The sequence below is a fragment of the Leptothoe kymatousa TAU-MAC 1615 genome, assembly GCF_018739865.1.
Lineage (GTDB): Bacteria > Cyanobacteriota > Cyanobacteriia > Phormidesmidales > Phormidesmidaceae > Leptothoe > Leptothoe kymatousa.
Map to the genome: position 1 here is coordinate 36,216 of NZ_JADOER010000009.1, position 17,454 is coordinate 53,669.

Below are 17,454 nucleotides of genomic sequence, written 5' to 3' on the forward strand. Positions count from 1 at the left end.
AAGGGAGGTTATTTACTATTTAACCCCCCTCTCATGTGCTCACTAAGCGGCGTTAGCATCAGCTATTGACACCTTAATTGTTTCGCCGTTTACTACGACGTTTAAGGCCCCTGTATCTAGTCGATTGTTTCGCAGTCCATCGAGCACAATAGCCCATCCATGATTGGGAATTTCTTTTAATACCCTAATCTGGCTTCTAACCCTGCCGATGGTAATAGGTTCAGTGATTGATTTCCGTTCTAGATAGTCGGCAATAGTTGCGATCGCATCCTGAGCAGTGAAGCCCCCAAACTGAGCAACATCGCTCTTATTGCCTTGGGTAAACTCCACCACATTGCTAGGGGGGATAGGCTGTTTTGCTGGTGGTGGTGTCGGTGGTTGCGGGCCTGGTGGGAGCTGGTGGGCGAGGTTAGGAAATGCCAGATAAAACGGCTCATCAGTTCCCGGCATAGTGATATGTGCCAAGCCCTTTTGAATTAATTCTATCCTTACCTCACCGTTAGCGCGTAGCTTGGCTGTCCCTTTGGCGTCCCCCCTGGCGGTATTGGTATCAGCATGGGCAACGCTAATCAGCCGATAGTTAACCTTGCGGAAGTCAGAGAGACTACCTTTCATAAAGGTTTTGGCTACATCTTTGTCGATGTGCCCATCCCAGTTAGTCATTTCTTCCGCAATGATCGTCACGGGCTCAAACGTGGCACCCTTGACGGTGGAATAGATTTGGTAGCGCTCTTTTACTTCGGCGCTGACAGTCTTCAGATAAGCCTCAATCCCTGGGTAGTCCTGAGCTTTGCCGATAATTCGGTTAACACCTGCCCAGTTGCCCGCCTTGTAATGGGAATCAATCACCACGATTTCACCCGTCAGCAATTGCTGGATGTACTTTAAGAACGTAGTTTTGCCGCTGCCCTGTCTACCAGTGAGAAAGACGCAAGGGTAAAGGAATGAACCATCGGAGTTCTTAGCCGCGAATAGCTCAGTAAAGAGCGGTTGCCAGTCCTGGCGGGGATGCTCGATACTTCCCAGTGTTGGCGGTTCCGGTTCTGTGGGGGCGTCAGGTGGGACCTGTTGTTGGGTGAGTAGTTTATATAGGTTGTCTTGGCGGGCTTGGGTGTGGACATCCCGCTTATCTTCCCTATCCCTGGCATTGGCGGTTAGTTCATCAGAGGCCACCTTGGCAGCGGCCAAACTAGGAGCCGCCATGAGTAGCATTCCAGTTCGGCCCCAATGCTGGCCAGTGCCCTGAAAAAGACAGGCGGCAATGGTGAGGGCGCTGCTAAGGACTAAGCCCCCAATGCTAGTGGTATAGAGGGTTTGGCGGTGCTGTAGCCGTTGGGGTTCTTCGCACCGGCGCAACATTTCAAAGGTCACAACCATGGTCAAAATCTCACTCCATAAAATGCGATCGCAATTCCCACACCAAGCAATAAGACCCGGTATAGGATGGCTACTCTTAAATGCCTTTTGCTATTCCAAACCTGCCAGGTAAGCACCAACGGCACGGCCACCAGTAGGGCACCAATGGCAAGCGATAACAGTGGCGGGAATAGGCCCGCTATCACCAGGGAATCCAGCAGGCGGGCAGGGGTGGCAATGGTCAGAATCCATAGGAGGCAATCGACATAAGGCCCCCGTGATGGGATTGCCAGGGCATTGGCCCACCGAAAAGATGATTCGGAATAGATAGATAGTCTGTTGCTATCAACCTCTATCGCCTGGGTGATGGGTAGGCCCATAGGCCCCACGGTGGTCTGATTGACGTTTGCTTTATTGCTCATTACCACTGCCCCCCAGTTGGATGGTTGCGGATAATCTGCAGCTGTCTCTCATTGGTCCAGTAGTTACTGTTGGCCTGGTGGATGATGGCATTGCCGACTAACCATGTACAGAGCAACGCAACCAGACAACCAGCTCCCCACTTTGCAACCTCACCTAAACCGCTATCGGCCATGGGCTTAGGGCTGTAATGGCTGGGCCTTTCAGGCTGCACGGGGGCCTGGTGGATGTGCTGGTGAACAATGATTTTTCCTGGGTAAGTGGCGGGAAAATTATCCCAACTGCCCTGGCGACGTACGACGGGCGCTTTGTCGGTGGGTACGATGGCCCGGTTGTAATGCTTCATAATATGTAAATCCTGCTTCACGGCTGGGTAAGAGGGGATAGGGCTTTATCACGGCTACCTGTCCCCTTTTTGCATGGCTTAAATTTCATCGCCCCATCCACCACCGGCATTCACGGCTATAGATGATTGCTCTTGCTGTTGCGGTGGTGACTGTGGCACCGATGCCCCCTGGCGGGCGATTAGTGGGGATGTATCCACCATGACTAGCTCAGTCACGTAGTCCACCAGGGCTGTATACCCCAGTTCCGATGCCCGTTGCTTTGCACGGTCCCTAATGTGTTGCGGTAGTGTGATCCGGTTTTCGGTTCTTTCAGTTGCCATCGTTCTAAATGATTATGTTTCCTCGCTGGTGAAACCCTAGTGGGTCAATAGATACAGCCCTTGTACTTCCTTCTCTTGTGGGTCAGTAGCCACACCATAGCCACGGGCAGCGGCCAGACCTTTCACCCCCGGCAGCTGGCCACCACCACCGGCAATAAATGTGTGTTGGGCTTTATCCAAAATGTTCTGGGCACCTGTTGCAATGGCACTCATACGGGCATCAAACCAGCGCTCTAACTCGGCGTAATAGATGTCCTTAAAGTCTGTTGACCCATGCCCCTTTAGCAGGAATGTTGCACCCCCGGCAGTCTCTACACCAAGCCGTACTTCCTCGACGGTGGCCGCGTGTCCGTTGGTGTTCAGCCGTTGGGCAATGGTCTCGTAAAGCTTGGCAACGCCAGGAGTAGTGGAGTGGAAACCTAGCAGGGTATTTTCTTCATCCAGGCCAGTGATCGTGGTGTTTGCAAAGCCAATGTCTAAGACGGCAAAGCTGGCAGGAGCGGCCCCCTTCATAGCCTGTAGGTGTGCAATCTGAGCACAGGTGCCTAATCCCTCTGGTTGGGCAACTACACGGGAGATATTGACCTGAACAGATGCCCCATTAATGCTGACAAGGTGGTGACCTTTGAGACTACCGAGCTGGGCTTTCATCCCCTGGGTAGGAATAGAGCAGGCAACCTCAACGGGATGAACTTGGTGAGGCTGATCATGGGGCAGCAACTGGGCAATCGCAGCAACAGCAGCCACCGGGTAAAAATTGCCTTTCTCGCCATTGGCAAGAGACTTGGTTCCGGTCATGCCGTCGAGCTTGTCACCCAGGTAAAAAACACCTTGACCGATAGGACTGTTTTGCAATTCAACACGCCAGTTCTTTGAGTTCTGGCCAAAGAAATCAGTGGGCTCTGTCTCCAAAATTAGCGACCGGGCCTTGACAACTTCAGCCCCATTTGTGGCCTTGACCCACCCAGCACCCACCGCAACGCCCATAAGGTTAACGATGGTTTGCTGTGGTTTTGCCGGGTTAGCGTAACCCACTGATTGAGATGTGATTTGTTGATTAGCTTCGATTGAAAGCATTGATACTCCTGGGATTGAATTGGTTTTTCAGGGCGGCCACATTCCAGCAGTGGCAACGGATTGCAACGGTTTAAAGTCGCTGCTGGTGGTTTCGCGAACCGTTTTGCCCCGTGACATTCAAGGTAACACAAGGTACCATACTGTCAACTACTGAAGGCTACTTTAGTTTTCAGTGCTGTATTTTTGCTAAAACTTAGGAGTCGAACATGCTTGAAACCGTGCCAACTAAGAAGCCTCAAGTCAGCGCCTACGTGGATGTCTATGTTCAGAAGGTGATCGAATGGCTGGCCGAACAAGACGATCGGACGGTAAGCAAGTTTGTGGGCAGGCAACTTAAGCAGATAGCGGATGAAGCGATAAACAGCAATCAGTTGCCAGATCAATTAATGGATGAAATAGAACAACTCCGCGATTCAGAATAGAAATCGCAACCCAATCCCAAAAAGTTGTTTTAACAATTATAGGTAAAACAATTACCCAGCAAGGAATAAAAGACATTTACGGTAAAATCGTCTTCCGTTTTTACCGTAATTACTTGCCCTGAAAGGCTTGCAGGACTCTGCGGCATCTGTTAAGTTGATGTTGCCCGAAAGGGATGCCTTTAATCTAGGACGCTATTAATCACTCTTTCTTTGTGGGAAGAGTCCATGTTCTTTTGATAAGTAAGGTATCCCTATGTACGCCAAGGCACGAGGAACTGCAGAGCGAGCGAGCAGAGTCAGGACATTAACTGTAGAGTTCCCGAAAGAAGTACGGATCAATATCACAAAAGCATCGGCAGATCTTGAAATCTCCTGTGGGCAACTCGTTCGCGATGCAGTTGGCTCTTATTTAGAGCAAATCGAAGCGCAAAAGCAGAATCTTACCGCCGCTTAGCGGCAGGGCTCGGCCATCGGTCGGGTCTTTTTGTTTTTTCAGATTTTCCAATGAAAAGACCCGCGTGCGAGAAACACCGGGCAATGTCCACATTTTGAAGCCGTGAGGAGCGGCGAAATCTAGTATGGAAATTATAGCGAATAGACTGGCTGAGACGCTAGTCTCTCGGCTGGCCCAATTTGCCACTGGGGGTCAGCGATAATGGGAACCCCAGGAAAAGAAGTCAGTAAAAAAGACCCCTGCCCGATCTGCAGCAAGGGCGATTGGTGCCTCCAGCTGGGTGATGGCATTACTTACAACTGCAAACGTGTCGAAAAAGCCCCTGACGGATGGCGAGAGGTTCATCCCGCTAAAGATGGCACCAAGATATTCAGGCCCATTGAGGAACAATGGCAGAAGCCTCGCAGAAAAGCTCAGGTAAGGCAGTGGAATTACCACAACACAGACGGCAAAGCGACTGTCCAGGTCCACCGAAAAGATGATGATCGGGGCAACAAAAAGATTTGGCAAACATCTCTGATCGCTGGCAAGAAACCGAGACAACTCCTGTCTCAGGTGATGCCCTATCGCTACCAGGAATGCCTAGAACGAGCGAAGCGAGGAGAACGCATCTTTTGGGTGGAGGGGGAAACCTGTGCTGATGCTTTGTGGGACATTGGTATTCCTGCAACAACAACCATCCGGGGCAGTAAGGGATACAACTCTGAACAACACGTCAAACTATTCCCCACGGGCTCAATTGTTATCTGCCCAGACCGGGACAAGCCAGGACTTGAGTACGCCAATGCCATCGCTCAGGATTACCCAGAGGCACAATGGCTATACGCATTCCCTGATAGTTCGCTTTGGCAACGGCTGAATGATAGTGGCGGCGCTGATATAGGCGACTGGATTGAATCAGGAGTTACTGCTGAGCAAATACATGCGGCAGTTGGCCCCCGGCGCAATTATGGCGAGTTGCAATCTAAACCACGACAAAATAAGGGAAAAGTCGTTGCATTACCCACGGCAGCCCCCTTAGATATTGAAGGTTTAGGGAGTGCGATCTCTGAACTAATTGCCCAGGACTTAGAAGGGAGCGATCTGGCGCTTCGGCTAACAGGGTTGGCTGATGAGTTTCACAAGCCACACAACCAGATTGAAAAAATCTATTATCAGCGCAGAAAGGAAGTAGAGCGATCTGAGCAGGTCAAGGATGCTGCTACAGGGTTAAACACCCTCCAGCAAGTCAAGCAATCCACGCTGCCCATTGAAGCTGGTTTGTATGGCGATGGTGGTTTACTGGCTTGGCAATTACGGTCAATGGCTGAGGCGATGCCAACAGCCCCTGAATTCCTGGTCACAACATTAATCCCTGTATTGGCTAGCCGATTGGGAACGACTCAAACGCTAGTGATTAGCCCCCGTGCTGGGTATAAGGCCAGGCCAATTTTCAGGACAATGATTGTTGCTGAGACTGGCCGAAAAAAGACACCAGCCCAAAAGGCGATCATTGGCGCTTTTCATGAACTAGAGTCTATTTATTATCAAACATACAAACAGCAGCTAGAAAATTATGAGCAGGAATTAAGTGCTTGGAAACGTAATTCTGACGGAGAAGAACCCAAGCCATCACCCCCTGTCCGTAAGCGCTATGTGTCCACTGACGACACCCCAGCTGCCCGCATCCAGATACATGCCGAGAACCCTAGAGGACTTTGCTTATATCGAGATGAAGGCTCGCTATTTAGTACCGAGCGTGGCAGATACAACAGTGGCAAAGGCGACGGTGGCGAGACGGAGGCAGACCTGAGCGAATTCAACGGCGGGGCACTGTCCAAAGACAGAAAAGGCGATGGCTCAACATTCCTTGAAAAAACTGGAATATCCAGGACAGGTGCTATCCAGTACGCCAAATTGAAAGACCTCATGGGCTCTCACCAGGACGACTGCGGGGAATGGGCACGATATCTTTTCTGCACTGCGGATGCCCCACCCAGCTACCTCGATCTAACGGGTGATGATTCAGACGTCGGACTACAAAAGACGCTCATTGATTTGATTCAATGCCTGGATGAACTGCCCGAGCGTGACTATCTTCTCAGCTATGAGGCAAAGACGGCATTCATGGGGTATCAGCACCTATTGACCGACAGGGCTATGGAGACGGATCACCCAGCAATGGGGGCAGCGTTACCGAAATTTGAAACGTACTTTGGTAGGTTCTGCTTATTACTCCACGTGGTCAATGCAGTGCTGGCAGGTGAGCAACCGGCAGCTACAGTGGACGCTCATACCGTCGAAATCGCCCGACAATGGACTGAATATTTCTACGGTCAGTTTCAACTGCTGATGGCGCTCAACAGCCCCCAACAGGAACTAACAGGCAAACTCCTGACCCTACGGGATTACATTGCTCGCAAGGATGGCATTACAACTGCTGACCTGACCAGGGCCAAAAAGGGTAAGAAGGTTGAACTATTGCCAATGCTGACAACGTTGGTGGAGCAGGGGTTTATCCATGAGCAGGATGGTAAATACTTTGCCGGAGAACAGCCTACCCAGCAGACTGAAACCATTGCCAAACCTGAAGCTGATAAATCAGAGGCACCAGGCGAAACACCAGTAACACCTATCACCGTAAACACTCAGGTGGAGGTTATCTATCCCTCTGGAGAGGCACCCCCACCAGAGACCCCCCCGCCAGGCACTAAGGGGACAGTCACGGCCATCAACGATGACAACATCACCATCTTGATACCTCCCCCACCGGATAAGCCAGAGACCCCATTAGGGCAGTTATTCAAAACTGTGCCGTGCCATGTCGTCAAAGCCCTTCCGGCTTTAGCTAGCTAGGGGGTGACATCATGGAAATTAAACTACGCCGCTACCAGGAAACCATGGTGGTCAAGCTCTACAGAGCTATAAATCAAGGCCAGCGCCGGTTGTTGTGGATCGCCTTGATGGGACTCGGTAAAACCATCCTGGCATCCTGGGTGATGCGTGATGCTGTGTCCAGAGGAAGAACCTGTGTGTTCCTTGTTCCGTATACCGTCCTAATTGACCAAACCATTGAGACATTGCAGCTGCTGGGCGTTGAATGTTCGGCATTGCAAGGCAGCCGCAAATGCGATCGCAATGCTCCGGTAATAGTTGCATCCATGCAGACCATTACTGCAAGGCTGGGTAAATATTCCCTAGATGAGATTCTAGGACATCGAGATTTAATCTTTGTAGATGAGGCTCACGAAACGGCATTCCATAATAAATACCCTCATCTTGAAGAATGGGTTTTATCCCGTGGCGGTTACACCGTAGGGATGACGGCAACACCGTGGCGATTGTCTTCTAAGCAATGGCTCGGACAAAGGTTTGACATTGCCATCGAAGGACCACAGCCACCGGAAGCCGTCAAGCTTGGTGCAGTTGTCCCATGCAGGCCATTCCGCATTGGTGGAGTCTTTGACCTTGAAACACTGCGGGTAAAGAGTACTGGCGACTACTCCGAGGGAGATATGTCAGCACAGGCCACCAGGCCCGAGGCGTTGCGCCATGTGGTCAGAGAATGGCGACGCTTGGCAAGGGATAGGGCAACGATCATGGTGGGCTCAACCATCGAGCAGGCTAAGGCTACGCAGGATGTATTTAAAACCGCTGGTGTGGCTACTGCCCTAATCATCGGCGATACTCCCATACCTGAACGTAAGCGCATCTTCAAACAGGTGGAGGCTGGTGAAGTTCAAATAATCTGCAGTGTTGGTTGTTTGACCGCTGGGTTTAATCTGCCGGTTATCTCCTGTGTGCTCTATGTCAGGGCGACTAAGAGCAAGAGCCTGTTCTACCAAACTGCGGGCCGTGCGTGCCGTCCAGCCCCAGAGAAAACAGACTTTATCCTTTTGGATTTTGGGGGCAATGTTGGCCGCTATGGGAACCCAATGGCAGCACAGAACTATTCCATCCAGGGTGAACTCATTGAACAGGCACCCCCATCAAAAACGTGTCCCGACTGCGATGCTGAGGTCTTAGTCTTTGCCCAGATGTGCCCTGAGTGTGGCCATATGTTCTCTGATGGTGAGGAGCTACCAGAGGAGCCAGACACTGAATTAGGGCGTCTCACCGAATATGTGGACAAACTGACAAAACAACAAATAGCAGACCTGAGACGATGGCGTAAGGAAGCTTGGAAGGCTGGCACCAGCCCAGACCTACCAATTGAGTCATTCAGCCATGTTTACGGGTTCATCCCACCAGCGGAATGGATGCAGCACGCTTGTTTAGGCAAACGTGTCTCCACCAGGCGCAAACTGAAGTTTGTCGAATATCTAGAGAACGCTTATCAGGGTAAGCCCCAATGGGCCGAACGCTGGCTTTGCCACCACCTACAGATTGAGTTTGGCACCAGCGACCTTTCTATGATTTGCGATCGCAACTGGGGAGATGTTCTAGATCTGCCCTACTCCGCATCTTGGCAAGAGGTTCAACAGGCATATATGGAGCGAATGCGTTACACAACAGACCCTGCCGATGCGGTAGCCCTCAATGCTGCCCTGGACGATGCCAAAGAAAATTTGCAAACTTTTTCAATACCCGCGTAGCCATGACTGATAGATTGATTCCTGAATCCGAACTCAAAGCAATCGTCAAACAGATACTGGCAGACCTGTTAGGTGTAAACCCAGCTCAACAGCACCAGCGACAATGGTACAAAGCCTCTGAAGCAGCGCCATTAGTTGACATGGACACACCAAACAACCTTCATGACTTACGCATGTCGGGCGACCTTATCGAGGGCAAGCACTGGCGCCAAACCAACGGAGCTAACTCCAAACGTCCAACATACCAATATCACGTTGGCAACTGTCGCAAATTCTTAGAAAACAAGCGCAGCTAAGCAATGGCAAAACCGGATATTCAAGCTGAAGTGAAGGCTATAAACCTTACGCTGAAAGCTGACTGTCATCGTGTTTCTATCCAGGTGAGGGGAAGGCGGTTGTCCTTAGTGTCAACACTCCCCCCCAAACCAGGTAGCAACAAACGCAAACCACATCAACAACGAATATCACTAAAGCTAGGTGCAACCCTTGCAGGGATAAGGAGGGCAAAAGCTCAGGCGATCCTCTTATCTGATCAGTTAGATAGGGGAAAATTTACCTGGGAGGATTGGGGTCAAGACACTACCAAGACAACACGAGAGGTTAATAGCTGCGGTTACTGGCTCGACAGATTTAAGGCCGAAGTATGGAAAAATCTGCCAGAGGATAAAGAGTTCAACTGGCGGAAGAGATACCTATACTTCGGCCTTAATAAGCTCCCAACAGACAAACCACTGACCCCAGAAGCTATCGTCTTAGCTGTGTTGACCAAACCAGAGGATAGGAAAGCAGCTCGTGATAAAGCCTGTACTAGACTGCAACGATTCGCCAATTTTGCTGGCGTTGATGTTGACCTAAGCAAATACAAGGCCGGTTACTCAAGGTCTGACATTAAACCACGGGATATTCCTACAGATAAAGAGATTGAAACCCTCATCGATAACGTGCAAGATGCTGGCTGGAAGCATGTGTTTGCGCTGATGGCTACCTATGGGCTCAGAGACCATGAAGCATTCCTATGCACCCTGGAAAGCCGCAATGGGGCCCTAGTCGCTAACATCCCTAAAAACACCAAAACCGGCACCAGGACCGCTTACCCCTACCCTAAACATTGGGTTGAGCGATGGAGCCTAGCAGCCGGGCAGCCGCCTGAACTTAAAGCTCATCAGGCCTATGGGCAAAAGACAGCTGAGCATTGGAGAGATCGCCTGAAGTATCCAGGCACCCCCTACAATCTACGGCACGCTTATGCCATTCGATGCCACCATGCAGGCGTCGCCATTGGGACCGCAAGCCAATGGATGGGGCATTCACCAAAAACGCACTTGGACAGATACCAACGGTGGATATCTGAGACGGTTAGCCGTCAGGCATGGGAAAAACTCTAGTTCATGTTGAGTTAGTCAACATGCCCAGTTTGTTGACTAGCGTGTTGCCCCTCATATTGAGTCAAGCAGAATCCTTATACAGCAATGGTTTTGGCTTCTCAATATCCCATTTATCGCCCAGTTTGTTGACTAGCGTGTTGAGTAGCTGGTCAACGAGTGAAACACCTACACAGCAATATCTTCAGCCCCAAAAAGCTTTTTATTGACCTGTTGAGTAGCTATAGGTATTAAAAAACTGACAAGCTGACTTACAAGTTGACCAGCAACACAAGGCTACAGCGGAACTTTTTGGCTTAATTCTGGCTTAAAGATCTAGAGAATTAAGCCTATTTCAGGTGATTTTAGGGGTATCCATTAAACCGGAAATACCTTACCCGCAGCTAAATCGCCCAATAAAATAGGGGAGCGCTAACTCCCCCGAGGTTCCTTGAAACAAAACTTGTATGTTGTGTACATTATACCGATAAAATTCCCGTTTGGGAGCCCCGCAGTCCTTATTCCTAAAGGGCTTACGAGGAAATGCCAGTTTGGCCCAAAAAATCCGTACTACTACGTAACTTTCCTAGGAGCTTTGTAGGGAATAAACCTAGACCAGTCAGGGCGGCCAGTATTTTGCATTCAGAGAAATTAAGTTTTTTAAGCGCTTCGATTTTTCCGACGCTGAATCGATAGGTCAATGGCCAAGTTGATGGCCGCCACCATACTATCTGGGCGGGCAATACCTTGGCCGGCGATATCAAAGGCGGTGCCGTGGTCTGGCGAGGTGCGAATAAAGGGTAAACCGATGGTGGTATTTACGGCCTGGTCAAAGGCCAGCATTTTGACTGGGATTAGGCCTTGGTCGTGATAGAGGGCTAAGTAACCGTGGTGGGCTGGATGGCCAGACACGCTCCAGGCGCGGGCCGGGGTCACCCAGAGGGTATCGGGCGGAACAGGGCCATCGAGGGTGACCTGGGGAAATCGCTGTTGTTGTTCATGGAGCCAAGGAATCAACCAGTCCACTTCTTCTCGCCCGAGCTGTCCTTGCTCTCCACTGTGGGGGTTGAGGCCTGCGATCGCAACCCGGGGCTGCTGAATACCAAAATCCTGCTGCAAACAATCCAACAACAGCTCTAGTTTCAGGGTCATCAGCTCCGGGGTAAGCGCTGCTGGCACCTGACGCAACGGAATATGGGTGGTGGCCAATAGGGTACACAGGGTCCACTGGGTGATGGGAGATCGCGCTGCGAATAACATGCCAAACCGATCCACACCGGCCATCTCCGCTAGCAGTTCCGTTTGGCCAGGGTAGTGGTGCCCTGCCGCTAACCAAGCAGATTTTGCAATGGGCGCTGTCACCACCCCGTCATAGCCATCTTTGAGGCAATAGCTAATGGCGGTTTGCAAACTGCGAAAACTTAAATCGCCGCTGGCGGCATTGCCCTGCCCCAGCTGCAACCCTTGGTCAGCCCCCAAGGGCACATCAATCGTGGCATAGTCCCCCAGGGGCAACTGCACCTGATCGCCCAGGGCACGCAACCGCTGTTGATTCCCCACCAAGGTAATCTGAACATCCTTTGCCTGGATTAAGGGTAAGGCCTTCAGCACCACCTCTGGCCCAATCCCAGCCATATCCCCCAGGGTTACCAATAGCCTAATTGGATTAACGATTTCCATGGCGCTCATGCTCCCAGACAACTACCCATTTTCCAACCATATAGCAATCTGCTAACCCCAGCCGTCCGATACTACTCCAGGTTTTCCAGGTCGGTTCATGGACGACATCAGCAACGGTGAACAAAATGTTAGCGTTAATGAGTTGATCACATCGGCCTTGTCCCATGGCATTTAAACAGGTTTTCATTCGCACCGTCACCACTGCTGCCCTCGTGGCATTAGTGGGCTGTGCGTCTAACTCAACGCCAACTGACCAGGGGCCTGGAGCGCAAGCTGATCCAACACAACAGGCAGAAGGTCCTGCCCCGAGCCAGGCTGAGCTAGACGCCGCAGAAGCCGATTGGCGGGCGCGGCAGGACGAGATTAACCAAGTGCTAGCGTCCATGGACAGGGGCACATTTATTGGCAGCTCCCCAACGAAGGGCAACGCCACGGCAGATGTGGTATTGGTCAAGTTTTCTGATTTTGAATGTCCGTTCTGCGCGGTGGCAGCAGGCCACATGAAAGCTTTTGTGGAGGAACGCGGCGATGAAGTGCTCTATGTCTATAAGCACTTGCCCCTAAATAGCATTCATCCCGAAGCGACGCCTGCGGCTAAGGCATCTTGGGCCGCAGCCCAACAAGATCAGTTTTGGATCTATCACAATGGCTTATTTGCCAATCAAGAACGGTTGGGGGATGCCCTCTACCAAGAATTGGCCGAACAGATTGGGCTAGACATGGAACAGTTTGAACGCGATCGCACCAGCGAAGCGGCCCAGACAGCCGTTGATGCCGACCTAGCGTTAGCCGAGCAGCTACAACTACGCGGCACCCCCAGTTTTCTCATGGGGGGTTTGTTAATTCCGCCCGGCGTTCCCCCCGAGAGTTTTGGAGAACTCCTCGACAACCTGAAAGCCACCCAAACGCCCTAAGTACAGTCCTGAGTTCACCAGGCTTAGCCACTCTCCCACAATTTTTCCCTCACCGCCCTAGACAATCCATCCATGCCCATGTCTGCTCGCCCCAAAATCATTGTTATTGACGACGATCCCACCGGCTCCCAAACGGTCCACAGCTGTTTATTACTGCTCAAGTGGGATGTCGCCACCCTCAAACAGGGTCTGCTAGACAACTCTCCCATCTTTTTTATTCTGGCCAACACCCGGTCGCTCACCGCCCCAGAAACAGAACGCACCAATCGGGAAATCTGCCAAAACCTCCAACGGGCATTGCTAGAGACAAACACTCAAGACTACCTAGTGGTTAGCCGTTCAGACTCCACCCTGCGGGGACATTATCCCTTAGAAACCGATGTTGTTTCGGCGGAGCTAGGGCCGTTTGATGCCCACTTTATGGTCCCGGCCTTCTTTGAAGCAGGACGGATCACCCTAGACAGCACCCATTACATCGAAACAGACGGCATCCGCACCCCAGTCCATGAAACCGAGTTTGCCCAAGACTCTGTGTTTGGCTATGGTCACAGCTATCTGCCCAAGTATGTAGAAGAAAAAACCGCAGGTAAAATCCCTGCCCATCAGGTTAAACGGTTTACCCTAGACATTATCCAAAAAGATTCGACAACAGCCCTCATGGATCTAAAGGAGAATGTTTGTGTTGCCGTTGACGCACAACAACAAGCTGATCTAGATCGATTCTCCCAAGACTTGTTAACAACCGCCTCCCAAGGCAAAAAGTTTCTCTTTCGCAGTGCCGCAAGCCTACTCACCTCCTTGGCCGCCCTGCCGCCCCAGCCGATTGCCCCAGACAAGATGGCCAGCTACACCCGCAACCAAAAACCAGGGGTTATTTTGGTGGGCTCCCATGTCCAGAAAACCACACGACAACTAGAACACTTACTCAAGCAACCTGGCGTGGCTGGTTTAGAAGTAGATGTAGCCCGCCTAAACTCAGACCTAACCCGGGCCAGCACCATAGTGGCTGAAATTTTATCGCAGTTAGCCAGCGCATATGCAGCGGGGCAAACCGCCGTGGTCTACACCAGCCGCCAAGAGTTGGTCTTTGATGATGTGGACACCCGCTTAGCCTTCGGGGAAGCTGTTTCGAGTTTGCTGATGGATATTGTGCGGGGTCTGCCGAGGGACATTGGCTTTCTTATCAGCAAAGGGGGCATTACCTCCAATGACACCCTCAGCAAGGGTCTGGGCCTGACCTCCGCGCGTCTGCTAGGGCAGGTAATACCGGGCGTTTCTGTGATTACCACAGGGGAAGAGCACCCCCACTTTGCCAATCTACCGGTGGTGTTATTTCCCGGCAATGTCGGCGGGGATGATGCGGTCACCGCTGCCTTCCAGCGGATGGCAGCGGCCTAAGCTATTAGGCACGATTGGCGTTTTCTAGTTTTAGTTCAGCGAGGAGATCGGCTAAGCGATCGCACTTGGCCTCGTACCTATCTCCACAAAAATGACAGATCGCCTCCGCCGGTTCCTGTTTATTGATCATGTCCTGCAGCTCATCTTCGCCCAACAGCTTCAGGGCCGACAGCATGCGATCGCCATCGCAAGAACAATGGAACCGTAGCAGCTGACTCTCAGGAAAAATCTGTAGCCCCATATCCCCGACCAAATCTTCAAAGATCCGAGGCAGGGTCTGCTTAGCCCGCAGCATAGGCGTAAAGCCCGTTAGCGCCGATAGGCGAGATTCCAAAGCCGTTATCAACTGTTCATCCCTGGCGGCCTTAGGCAATACCTGCAACAACATTCCCCCCGCAGCTTCCACGCCGTCATGATCCACAAACACTCCCAACACTAACGCAGAGGGTGTTTGTTCAGAGGTGGCCAAATACTGCGTTAAATCATCTCCAATTTCCCCCGTCACCAGTTCCACAGTGCTGGAATAGGGATAGCCTAGCCCTGAATCGCGAACAACATACACATAGCCATTGCGCCCAACCGCCGCGCCCACATCGAGCTTGCCATGCTGATTAGGGGGTAGCTCCACCGATGGGTCCGACACATAGCCCCGCACGGTGCCATCTAATCTGGCATCGACTAAGATGCCCCCCAAGGGACCATCCCCCTGCACCTGAATATTAATCCGCGAATCTTCTCGCTTCATGCTGGAAACCAGCAAAGCCCCTGCCGTTAAGGTCCTACCCAAGGCCGCAGTGGCAACATAGGAAAGCTTATGACGCGTTCTGGCTTCTTCAACTAAACGGGTGGTAATGGCCCCTACGATTCTGATGCCGCCATCGGCTGCTACTGCTCGAATGAGCTGATCCGCCATGATATTCCTGATTTTCCTTAGACTTCTCTACTGTCCTATTGCTGCCCAAACGGAGCACCCATGGGCAAAATTAGTAGCCTGCTTTTGCACCCGACGAGAACAACACCATCGCCTTAGGCCTAAATCGCCAAGGGCGCACACGACTAATCTTTCACCACATCAAAGCACTCTACTGCTTTTACTGCTTTAAAGTGCCTTAGTGACATGGAAACGTGGCACAGCACAACCTTAGACAATTACCATTGTAAAGGTATTGCCGTCGCGTCAGCGGGCCCACAACTAGACCACTGTGCTCTAGTTGTTTGTGTTCTAGTTGTTTCAACCACTGCTATGTTCGGGATTTATCAACAAAGCAACCTACGAATTGAAATCGAGGCAACGGTGGCCCAACTGCACCAAAGCTTGACCCAGCCAGAGCAACTCCGTCAGTGGCTATGGCCCCAGCAGTTTTCCGATAACTTTCAAGCACCGCTGAATACCGGACAGGCTTTCTCTAGCTATGTCGGTCCCATCCGCATTGACCACACGGTAGAAACCTTATCGGATTCATCCGTTCGGTTCTTGCTCCATCGTGGCGTGGATGGGTTTCACGAATGGCACTGGGGCGATGGCTGGGTGCAATCCCGCATAGAAGGAGTCTCCACGCTGCCGCTCAATATTGCTCAAACCACCAGCCTGTTGCGTCTGCGGTTATATCTAGGGATGCAAAGCAATCAAGCAACCGAAAGCTAACCGCTTGAGCTAGCCCCCTCCTTACATCAAGCATTCTCGCCTGGGGCCAGAGCCCCCCAAACCAAGGCAATCACCTCAGCCATCCCCATATACTCTGCGCTAACACGACACTAATCGTTGTCCTGCACCCGCAACCGCACCGAATCCCCATGGGACGGAAGCCCCTCTGCCCCTGTCAAAGCATCAATCGCTTCAGCTACATTATTTAGGGCAGATTTGGAATATTGGATCAAGCTGGAATGCTTCATAAAGGTTTCGGTACTCAGGGGGGACGCGTACCGGGCGGCCCCCGACGTCGGCAAGGTGTGGTTTGGACCAGCGAGGTAGTCGCCTACGGCTTCTGGCGTATCGTGCCCGAGGAAAATAGCACCCGCCTGACTAATTTTTTCCAGCAGCTCCCAGGGTTCTTCCACTTCTAATTCCAAATGCTCTGGAGCAAACTGATTAGACAATTCGGCAGCCATCTCTAAGGAATCGACAACAATGGCAATGCCGTAGTGGGCAATTGCTTTTTCGGTAAGGGTTTGGCGCGGATGGCCAGCCAACTGACGATCGACTTCAGCCACGACTTTTTCGGCCAGAGTATTATCGGTGGTGATCAAAATGGCAGCGGCGAGGGGATCATGCTCAGCCTGGGCCAGCAAATCTGCAGCTACGTGCACAGGATTCGCCGTATGGTCGGCAATAATCAGCACCTCCGATGGCCCAGCCAGGGAATCAATGCCAACGGTTCCGTATACCTGCTTCTTCGCCAAGGTGACATAGATATTGCCAGGACCACTGATGATATCCACCTTGGGCACGGTATCGGTACCATAGGCTAGGGCGCCAATGGCCTGGGCGCCACCCACGCGATAAATTTCCTGCACCCCTGCTTCTTGAGCGGCCACCAGCACCGCTGGGTTAATGTGCCCCTGGGGAGTGGGCGTCACCATCACTAAGTGCCCCACTCCAGCTACTTGTGCAGGAATGGCATTCATGATCACGGTACTGGGGTAAGACGCTCGCCCCCCAGGTACGTAAATACCAGCCCGGGCCACAGGTGTGTAGCGCTTACCTAAAACAACGCCATTCTCTTCAAAGGTGACCCAGTTTTTGGGCAACCGCTGCTGATGGAAGGCTTTCACGTTTTTACACGCTAGGCGAATGGCGCTCAGCAACTCACTGGACACTTGTTGATAGGCAGTGTCGACCTCTGCACCGCTGATCCGCAACTCGCTAGCGGTCAGGGTTTGCTGATCAAACTTAGCGGTGTAATGCAAAAGGGCCTCATCCCCTGAGCTCCGAACAGCATTTAGAATTTCATGTACGGTGGCTTCTTGCTCAATCACCTGATTGGTGTGGATGCGATCGCAGATGCGCTGGAGTTCGGACTGCGCTTCACTGAGCTTGTATAAAGTTCGCAACATTGAGGCGGTTAGCGAGGGTGGGATGACTGTGACTGTTATAGCTTAGCGCGGATTAGATTAGGCCAGCCGGATTACCC

Annotated in this window: 17 protein-coding genes; 9 read left to right on the forward strand and 8 right to left on the reverse strand. The window is 51.7% G+C overall.

Annotated elements, in window-relative coordinates; all coding sequences use genetic code 11:
• Positions 1 to 42 precede the first annotated feature (42 nt).
• From IXB28_RS10070 to IXB28_RS10090, 5 genes are all read right to left on the reverse strand, one after another.
• A complete protein-coding gene (locus tag IXB28_RS10070) occupies positions 43 to 1,377 on the reverse strand; it encodes an AAA family ATPase (protein ID WP_215618456.1) in 1,335 nt (444 codons plus the stop codon).
• A 2-nt stretch (positions 1,378 to 1,379) separates the two neighbouring features.
• Positions 1,380 to 1,778: a hypothetical protein gene (locus tag IXB28_RS10075; RefSeq protein WP_215618457.1), complete on the reverse strand. Its 399-nt coding sequence runs from the start codon at positions 1,776 to 1,778 to the stop codon at positions 1,380 to 1,382.
• On the reverse strand, positions 1,778 to 2,122 hold the full coding sequence (locus tag IXB28_RS10080) for a hypothetical protein (RefSeq protein WP_215618458.1): 345 nt from the start codon (positions 2,120 to 2,122) through the stop codon (positions 1,778 to 1,780). The genes IXB28_RS10075 and IXB28_RS10080 overlap by 1 nt, the downstream gene beginning before the upstream one ends.
• Before the next feature lie 78 nt (positions 2,123 to 2,200).
• On the reverse strand, positions 2,201 to 2,443 hold the full coding sequence (locus tag IXB28_RS10085; RefSeq protein WP_215618459.1) for a hypothetical protein: 243 nt from the start codon (positions 2,441 to 2,443) through the stop codon (positions 2,201 to 2,203).
• 36 nt (positions 2,444 to 2,479) lie between these two features.
• Complete coding sequence (locus IXB28_RS10090; protein ID WP_215618460.1) at positions 2,480 to 3,520, reverse strand: ParM/StbA family protein; 1,041 nt, start codon at positions 3,518 to 3,520, stop codon at positions 2,480 to 2,482.
• Positions 3,521 to 3,726: 206 nt separating this feature from the next.
• Here IXB28_RS10090 and IXB28_RS10095 point away from each other — a divergent pair, with 206 nt between their 5' ends.
• From IXB28_RS10095 to IXB28_RS10120, 6 genes are all read left to right on the forward strand, one after another.
• Complete coding sequence (locus tag IXB28_RS10095) at positions 3,727 to 3,942, forward strand: hypothetical protein (RefSeq protein WP_215618461.1); 216 nt, start codon at positions 3,727 to 3,729, stop codon at positions 3,940 to 3,942.
• A gap of 253 nt (positions 3,943 to 4,195) precedes the next feature.
• Entirely contained in the window at positions 4,196 to 4,396 is a 201-nt protein-coding gene (locus IXB28_RS10100; protein WP_215618462.1) for a hypothetical protein, read from the forward strand.
• 201 nt (positions 4,397 to 4,597) lie between these two features.
• Positions 4,598 to 7,231 (forward strand): DUF3987 domain-containing protein, encoded by a 2,634-nt coding sequence (locus IXB28_RS10105; protein ID WP_215618463.1) that lies wholly within the window; start codon positions 4,598 to 4,600, stop codon positions 7,229 to 7,231.
• A gap of 11 nt (positions 7,232 to 7,242) precedes the next feature.
• The gene (locus tag IXB28_RS10110; protein ID WP_215618464.1) at positions 7,243 to 8,970 is read left to right on the forward strand and encodes a DEAD/DEAH box helicase; all 1,728 of its coding nucleotides are present in this window, start codon (positions 7,243 to 7,245) and stop codon (positions 8,968 to 8,970) included.
• Positions 8,971 to 8,972: 2 nt separating this feature from the next.
• A complete protein-coding gene (locus tag IXB28_RS10115; protein WP_215618465.1) occupies positions 8,973 to 9,266 on the forward strand; it encodes a hypothetical protein in 294 nt (97 codons plus the stop codon).
• A gap of 3 nt (positions 9,267 to 9,269) precedes the next feature.
• Positions 9,270 to 10,355 carry a site-specific integrase gene (locus tag IXB28_RS10120; RefSeq protein ID WP_215618466.1) on the forward strand — a complete coding sequence of 362 codons (1,086 nt, stop codon included), beginning with the start codon at positions 9,270 to 9,272 and terminating at the stop codon, positions 10,353 to 10,355.
• Between the two features lie 636 nt (positions 10,356 to 10,991).
• Here the strand turns inward: IXB28_RS10120 and pdxA are convergent.
• Entirely contained in the window at positions 10,992 to 12,011 is a 1,020-nt protein-coding gene (pdxA, locus tag IXB28_RS10125) for a 4-hydroxythreonine-4-phosphate dehydrogenase PdxA (protein ID WP_215618467.1), read from the reverse strand.
• Positions 12,012 to 12,175: 164 nt separating this feature from the next.
• Here pdxA and IXB28_RS10130 point away from each other — a divergent pair, with 164 nt between their 5' ends.
• Positions 12,176 to 12,925: a DsbA family protein gene (locus IXB28_RS10130; RefSeq protein WP_215618468.1), complete on the forward strand. Its 750-nt coding sequence runs from the start codon at positions 12,176 to 12,178 to the stop codon at positions 12,923 to 12,925.
• Between the two features lie 78 nt (positions 12,926 to 13,003).
• On the forward strand, positions 13,004 to 14,323 hold the full coding sequence (locus tag IXB28_RS10135; RefSeq protein WP_215618672.1) for a four-carbon acid sugar kinase family protein: 1,320 nt from the start codon (positions 13,004 to 13,006) through the stop codon (positions 14,321 to 14,323).
• A 4-nt stretch (positions 14,324 to 14,327) separates the two neighbouring features.
• Here IXB28_RS10135 and hslO read toward each other — a convergent pair whose 3' ends face one another.
• The gene (gene hslO / locus IXB28_RS10140) at positions 14,328 to 15,236 is read right to left on the reverse strand and encodes an Hsp33 family molecular chaperone HslO (protein ID WP_215618469.1); all 909 of its coding nucleotides are present in this window, start codon (positions 15,234 to 15,236) and stop codon (positions 14,328 to 14,330) included.
• A gap of 330 nt (positions 15,237 to 15,566) precedes the next feature.
• On the opposite strand from hslO, the gene IXB28_RS10145 reads away from it, so the two are divergent.
• The gene (locus IXB28_RS10145; protein WP_215618470.1) at positions 15,567 to 15,968 is read left to right on the forward strand and encodes a hypothetical protein; all 402 of its coding nucleotides are present in this window, start codon (positions 15,567 to 15,569) and stop codon (positions 15,966 to 15,968) included.
• A gap of 110 nt (positions 15,969 to 16,078) precedes the next feature.
• On the opposite strand, the gene hisD is transcribed toward IXB28_RS10145, so the two are convergent.
• Entirely contained in the window at positions 16,079 to 17,377 is a 1,299-nt protein-coding gene (gene hisD, locus IXB28_RS10150; protein WP_215618471.1) for a histidinol dehydrogenase, read from the reverse strand.
• Between the last annotated feature and the right edge of the window lie 77 nt (positions 17,378 to 17,454).

Excerpts from the sequence above, each read along its gene's own strand:
- IXB28_RS10070 (WP_215618456.1), bottom strand. The coding sequence starts at position 1,377 with ATGGTTGTGACCTTTGAAATGTTGCGCCGGTGCGAAGAACCCCAACGG.
- IXB28_RS10075 (WP_215618457.1), bottom strand. The coding sequence starts at position 1,778 with ATGAGCAATAAAGCAAACGTCAATCAGACCACCGTGGGGCCTATGGGC.
- IXB28_RS10080 (WP_215618458.1), bottom strand. The coding sequence starts at position 2,122 with ATGAAGCATTACAACCGGGCCATCGTACCCACCGACAAAGCGCCCGTC.
- IXB28_RS10085 (WP_215618459.1), bottom strand. The coding sequence starts at position 2,443 with ATGGCAACTGAAAGAACCGAAAACCGGATCACACTACCGCAACACATT.
- IXB28_RS10090 (WP_215618460.1), bottom strand. The coding sequence starts at position 3,520 with ATGCTTTCAATCGAAGCTAATCAACAAATCACATCTCAATCAGTGGGT.
- IXB28_RS10095 (WP_215618461.1), top strand. The coding sequence starts at position 3,727 with ATGCTTGAAACCGTGCCAACTAAGAAGCCTCAAGTCAGCGCCTACGTG.
- IXB28_RS10100 (WP_215618462.1), top strand. The coding sequence starts at position 4,196 with ATGTACGCCAAGGCACGAGGAACTGCAGAGCGAGCGAGCAGAGTCAGG.
- IXB28_RS10105 (WP_215618463.1), top strand. The coding sequence starts at position 4,598 with ATGGGAACCCCAGGAAAAGAAGTCAGTAAAAAAGACCCCTGCCCGATC.
- IXB28_RS10110 (WP_215618464.1), top strand. The coding sequence starts at position 7,243 with ATGGAAATTAAACTACGCCGCTACCAGGAAACCATGGTGGTCAAGCTC.
- IXB28_RS10115 (WP_215618465.1), top strand. The coding sequence starts at position 8,973 with ATGACTGATAGATTGATTCCTGAATCCGAACTCAAAGCAATCGTCAAA.
- IXB28_RS10120 (WP_215618466.1), top strand. The coding sequence starts at position 9,270 with ATGGCAAAACCGGATATTCAAGCTGAAGTGAAGGCTATAAACCTTACG.
- pdxA (WP_215618467.1), bottom strand. The coding sequence starts at position 12,011 with ATGGAAATCGTTAATCCAATTAGGCTATTGGTAACCCTGGGGGATATG.
- IXB28_RS10130 (WP_215618468.1), top strand. The coding sequence starts at position 12,176 with ATGGCATTTAAACAGGTTTTCATTCGCACCGTCACCACTGCTGCCCTC.
- IXB28_RS10135 (WP_215618672.1), top strand. The coding sequence starts at position 13,004 with ATGTCTGCTCGCCCCAAAATCATTGTTATTGACGACGATCCCACCGGC.
- hslO (WP_215618469.1), bottom strand. The coding sequence starts at position 15,236 with ATGGCGGATCAGCTCATTCGAGCAGTAGCAGCCGATGGCGGCATCAGA.
- IXB28_RS10145 (WP_215618470.1), top strand. The coding sequence starts at position 15,567 with ATGTTCGGGATTTATCAACAAAGCAACCTACGAATTGAAATCGAGGCA.
- hisD (WP_215618471.1), bottom strand. The coding sequence starts at position 17,377 with ATGTTGCGAACTTTATACAAGCTCAGTGAAGCGCAGTCCGAACTCCAG.